The sequence below is a fragment of the Phytobacter massiliensis JC163 genome (assembly GCF_000321045.1).
GTDB classification, from domain to species: Bacteria; Pseudomonadota; Gammaproteobacteria; order Enterobacterales; family Enterobacteriaceae; genus Phytobacter_A; species Phytobacter_A massiliensis.
The window spans coordinates 38,791-44,099 of record NZ_HE578952.1; the positions used below are offsets into that span (position 1 = coordinate 38,791).

Here is a 5,309-nt window from a genome sequence, read left to right on the forward strand (position 1 = left end):
CCAGCATTTGAGTATATTTTTTTGCGTTAATCATAAATATCACCACTTTTGAAGTCATAAACCCGATGGGAAAGGGGTTTCATTAATATTTGCCAGTCTTTACTCATGTTATGCGCTCTTTATTTAAGCCTGTCGACAATTTGTAACTATCAATTAATAACTGTTTACCCTATTCAAATAATGAAACTATAATCATCTAAAATTTTGATGTTATAATTAGACAACATTCTTAGCCCTAAGTGATATTTGACTCATGTCTCCAGGCCCTAAACCGCTTGCTTAATTTAGAATGATAATACTACCTTATAATAAGCTTGTGAACTTATATAGCATGCACTAAGTGATTAACAAATCATTGATTTCATGGTTTTTGGCATTTGGTTGCTGTGTTTTTTTCATAAACATACTTACGATGACGTAAGCAATGTCTGCTTCTGGCACATAACTGACGTTATGAACGGTGCCCTGTGAAGCTTTTGAAATCAAGCCGATAATACGAAGGCGGCTGTCCCGTGACACGGCGGAACATCGTGGCGAAAGATGATGCATTGTCGTATCCGAGAGTGAGTGCCACTTCATTCACCGGTTTACCTGTTATTAGCAACGTCAGTGCACTGACGACACAGGCTCGCTGTCGCCATGCAGAAAATGACATGCCAGTTTGCCGTAAGAAAAGTCGACGAAAGGTACTGGCGCTCATAAACAGCGTACTGGCCCAGCGCTCAGCAGGGTCATGGATTGAGGGGTTGAGTAAAAACGCCTGACAAAGAGCCAGCAGAGCCGGATGTTGCGGCAGCGGAATATCGAATTCGCGAACCGGCATTTCCGCCAGTTCCAGTAACAGCAGATTTACCAGCGCACGGTCGCGTGCGCTGTCATACATCAGCGGCAAATCCACGGCATCAAGCAACAACTGACGTAACAATGGCGATACGCTGATCACCTTACAGTGTCGATACTTAATCGATCCCGTCACGCATGTTGGTTCAATATATAAGCTACGCGTGGTCACACCTACAAACCGGACAGCGTGAGGGGTTTCGGGTGGGATCCATACTGCATGTTGTGGGGGAACAACCCACTCTCCGTTACAGGTTGAGACGTACATGAGACCCGTTGCGCCATACAGCAGCTGCGCGCGGCGATGTTGGTGTTGTGGCAGTATAAATCCCTGCGCATAGTCATTGCCTAACGCCACCACTTCACGATCGAGCTTATCGACATCTTCGATTTTTACGTTGCGCACACCGGTCTCCGTCTGAACGATTTACAAAGGTAATTGAGCGCTGCGCAAATGGGAAGCAGGATGCTACCGGTATATGCTGCTCGCTCATTTTCAGGTCGGGGATATTCTCTTGAACGATATCGCAATTATTGCACTGGCAGGCTTTACTACCGGTATCACCACGGTGCTCTTTGGTTTTGGGGGCGGTTTTGTCGTGGTGCCATTTGTTTATCAACTGATGCTGCGGCAGTCTGAGTTGGCAGGAAACGCCATGCATATCGCGGTTGCTACCTCAACGGCGGTGATGATATTTAACGCGGGCTGGGTCAGCTATCGAAACTGGCGCGCCGGCAAACTTTCAGCGCAGACATTGTTCCCATTATTATGGTTTATCGCCATCGGGGCTGTCGTGGGTTCCTGTCTGGCGGGAGTCTTCAGCGAGAATATTGTTCGCGCACTGTTCATTCTTTATATGCTGGTAACCATTGGCGATTGTTTGTTGCGCAAAGGTTTTTTCAGCTGCAGTTCCCCGCGCGCTTGTCACTTTCTGTGGTAACGGGCGGCGGAGTGATCATCGGCATGATAGCCGCATTGCTGGGCGTGGGTGGCAGCGTGATGACAGTGCCATTATTACGGCGACACGGCTATGCGATGGGTGATTGTATTAGCGCTTCTAACCCGCTTTCTCTGCCTGTCGCGCTGTGTGGTGCCGTGACGTATGCAGTCATTGGTTGGCAAAATATTCCGGTGAGCGGATTTCTCGGTTTTATCAGCCTGAAAATTTTAGGCCTGTTGGTACTGACGGGCTGGGCTGGAATAGTTTTTAGCCGTCGGGTTATACCTGCTTTACCTGACATATGGCACGCACGAATCTATGTAATACTGCTGTGCCTGGTGCTACTGGCGATGCTGCTCCAGTAAATCCATCCATCGCGGCGACTACTGGGCTACCTGTACCAACGTCCGCTCCTGGCACGAAGCGGCCAAGGCCTGCTTGAGCGAAGAGCTGGTGCCAAAGCCGTTACGATAGTAATGTGTTTGTGGTACACGTTATGGTGACTCGTGTTGCCTTGTATACCTGTTGATGATGGCATACTGAGAGCTCACCAGTTTAAAATGCCCCGACGTCGTGACCAGAATGATATTATTCAGGCCAGTATGACTCAGCTTTAACCTTTAATAAGTGACGTAAGCGATGAGCTTCTTTTTGGGGCGGACAACCAAAGAACCGGCTAAATTCCCTGCTGAATTGTGTCGGGCTGACATAGCCAACCTTTAATGCGGCTTCGCTGGCGGTTACATTCCTTTTTACCATTAAGAAACGCGCCTGGTGCAACCTGACGGAAATCAGATACTGTCTTGGTGTTGTGCCTGTGAATGCCCTGAAATGGCGGTGAAAAGAGGGAGCGCTCATCCCGGCCACCTTAGCCAGCATATCTGTATCAATACTATCCATAAACCGGGTATGCATCATACGGATAGCTGCGGCAATTTGCCTGAAATGCCCCTTTCCGGAGAGCGCCGCTCTTATTGATGCTCCCTGAGTATCAATCAGTACATGATAATAGAGCTCTTTCAGAATACCCGGCCCCAAAATCCTGGCCTTCTCTTCATCAGAAAGCACCGCCAGAAGGCGATAAACCGTATCGGCCAGTGTTTCTCCCAACGGGGTCGAAAACATTATTTCCGCCTTCTCAGTATCGTTTATGCCCCCATTTCCCATTTCAATAAGTAATTCGACGATAAGGGAGGCATCAAGCGATACAGACATCGCCAGTAGAGGTTCCTCCTGGCTGGCAGTCGTCTGGCTGGTAAAAGGAAGAGGAACCGGGACAACCAGATAATGCCTGGCATCGTAGATAAATTCCCGTCCGCTCATCAAACCTGTTTTCTTTCCCTGCAGAACAATCACTATGCACGGCTCATAAAGGACAGGCGTATGGGGCATAGACTCATTTACCCGTAACAATTTGACTGCTTTCATACAGGTGCGTGAGTAGCCTTCGTCCGGTGCAAGCGGCAGAAAGGCAGAGATCATTTTTTGCGTAAGTATTGAGGAAAATCCGGACACAACGCCCCCTGAAAATACGAAAGGATAATTTTTACGAAAAAAAGCAGCTTACTAAAAGTAATTCTGAGAGAAAACGATAATGTTTGTACAGTAATCAACATTGTTACGTTTATCTGCTCCTCATATCCTTTTAATCACAAAAGAAAGGAGGAGAGGTTATGCAACATCATTCTGAACCGAAGGTCTGGCTTATTACAGGCATTGGCCGTGGCCTGGGACTGGCTCTGGCAAAGGCGGTGCTGTCCACCGGTGACAGTGTTGCCGGAACGACCCGTGATGGCAACGTTCCTTTTACATCTGAGAAGCTGCGGGTATTCAAATGGGATGCGGAAGAACAGAAACCGCAGCAGGCCCTTGTCAGTGATGTCCTGCAGCATTTTGGCAGGATAGACGTGCTCGTAAATAATGCAGGCTACGGTTTGCTGGGGCCGGTTGAGACAACGTCTGAGGCAGATATCACCCGGCTCTTTCAGGTTAACTTTCATGCGCCCCTCCAGTTGATACAGTCCGTGCTGCCCGTCATGCGTCGTCAGCGCAGCGGTCATATTCTGAATATCACTTCAATTGCTGCTCTTGATCCGCTACCCGGATCTGCTGTTTATTCTGCGGCGAAGTCTGCGCTTGATGCCCTTTCTCATGGCCTGGGGCGGGAAACGTTGCCCTGGGGCATTTCGCTGACGTCTGTCGCGCCCGGTGGATTTCGCACAGATTTTCTCTCCCCTCACTCAGTCAGCGTCGGATTGCAGGAGACAGACAGCTATCCCGAAGTAACTGAACAACTTAATCAGATGAAGCTGCGTCACGGCAAACAAGGCGGATGTCCGGACAAAGCGGCCGGAATCATTATTGAAACCGTCTGCTCACCCAGTCCTCCCCGGACACTGGTTCTGGGCGGAGATGCTTTTATCCGGACAAGGGCGTTTCAATACCGGCTGATGAATGAGATGACGCTCTGGCAACGTGACACAGCGATTGAGGAGTAAAAATGGCAGATTATTTGGGTCTTAAAAACAGCGTGGCGATTGTCACGGGAGCCGCAGGCGATATTGGCAGAGCGACAGTAAAGTTACTGGTGAGTCATGAAGCGAAGGTGCTGGCTCTGGATGTTAATCCAGAAGTCCATTCACTGGCACAGAACAATCAGGTGGTGACACAAATTTGCGACGTCAGTCAGGAACATGAGGTTATCGGCGCGGTGACGCTCGCTCAGACAGAATTTGGTGGCGTGGATGTCCTCATCAACAATGCGGGCAAGACCCTGAATAAACTTGCTACCGAGACATCGACTGAGGAATGGGACAGCATTATGACCATTAATGCCCGAGGATATTTTCTCCTGAGCAGGGAAAGCCTGAAGGTCATGCAGCCCCGCAGGCAGGGAGCGATTGTCAACGTAGCGTCCGTAGTCAGCATGGTTGGCATGAAAGCAACTTCCGCCTACTCGGCCTCTAAAGGCGCAATAGCCCAGCTGACAAAAGTTCTGGCTCTGGAAGCTGCTGAGTATGGCGTCCGCGTGAACGCTGTCGCACCCGGCGTCGTCGAAACGAATATTCTTTCCGGCATCGTGGAAGACAGCCGGGCCACGCTGGCCAGCTATGGTCATGCTCATCCACTTGGACGAGTGGCTCAGCCTGAAGAAATTGCTGAAGCAATTATCTGGCTTACATCACCTAAAGCCAGCTTCGTTACGGGAACGGTTTTAATGGCTGACGGCGGTTATACCGCACAGTAAACCTGGAGTACATGAATAATGGAAAAACAGCGTATTTTGATTATCGGGTCGGAGAAAGGACTCGGGCTGGGTCTGACTGAAGCCTGGCTGGAAAAGGGCTGGGAAGTTTTTGCTACGCATTTACCGGATGCCGAGATCTCTTCTTTGCTCACCCTGGCAGAGGTGTATCCGGGCAGCCTCACAATTAGTGAGATTGATGTAACTGATGCGTCCCATATCGCGCCACTTGTCGCCAGACTTAGCGCCTGGCAATTTGACATTATCTCTATGGTTGCCGGAAT

Annotated in this window: 5 protein-coding genes and 1 pseudogene; 4 read left to right on the plus strand and 2 right to left on the minus strand. The window is 49.5% G+C overall.

What is annotated here, in order from left to right; genetic code table 11:
* Positions 1 to 451: 451 nt before the first annotated feature.
* Complete coding sequence (locus tag ENTHG_RS23210; protein ID WP_028013041.1) at positions 452 to 1,246, minus strand: AraC family transcriptional regulator; 795 nt, start codon at positions 1,244 to 1,246, stop codon at positions 452 to 454.
* 109 nt (positions 1,247 to 1,355) lie between these two features.
* Between ENTHG_RS23210 and ENTHG_RS23215 the strand changes: the two are divergent.
* Positions 1,356 to 2,146 (plus strand): annotated as a pseudogene (locus ENTHG_RS23215) (sulfite exporter TauE/SafE family protein).
* A 223-nt stretch (positions 2,147 to 2,369) separates the two neighbouring features.
* Here the strand turns inward: ENTHG_RS23215 and ENTHG_RS23220 are convergent.
* Entirely contained in the window at positions 2,370 to 3,296 is a 927-nt protein-coding gene (locus tag ENTHG_RS23220) for an AraC family transcriptional regulator (protein ID WP_237567533.1), read from the minus strand.
* A 158-nt stretch (positions 3,297 to 3,454) separates the two neighbouring features.
* Between ENTHG_RS23220 and ENTHG_RS23225 the strand changes: the two genes are divergently transcribed.
* From ENTHG_RS23225 to ENTHG_RS25730, 3 genes are all read left to right on the plus strand, one after another.
* Entirely contained in the window at positions 3,455 to 4,279 is an 825-nt protein-coding gene (locus ENTHG_RS23225) for an SDR family oxidoreductase (RefSeq protein ID WP_044185827.1), read from the plus strand.
* Between the two features lie 2 nt (positions 4,280 to 4,281).
* Positions 4,282 to 5,028, plus strand: a complete 747-nt coding sequence (locus ENTHG_RS23230; RefSeq protein ID WP_044185829.1) for an SDR family NAD(P)-dependent oxidoreductase — start codon at positions 4,282 to 4,284, stop codon at positions 5,026 to 5,028.
* 18 nt (positions 5,029 to 5,046) lie between these two features.
* Positions 5,047 to 5,309 (plus strand): short-chain dehydrogenase (locus ENTHG_RS25730; RefSeq protein WP_044185831.1); only part of this gene is annotated, 263 nt, incomplete at its 3' end.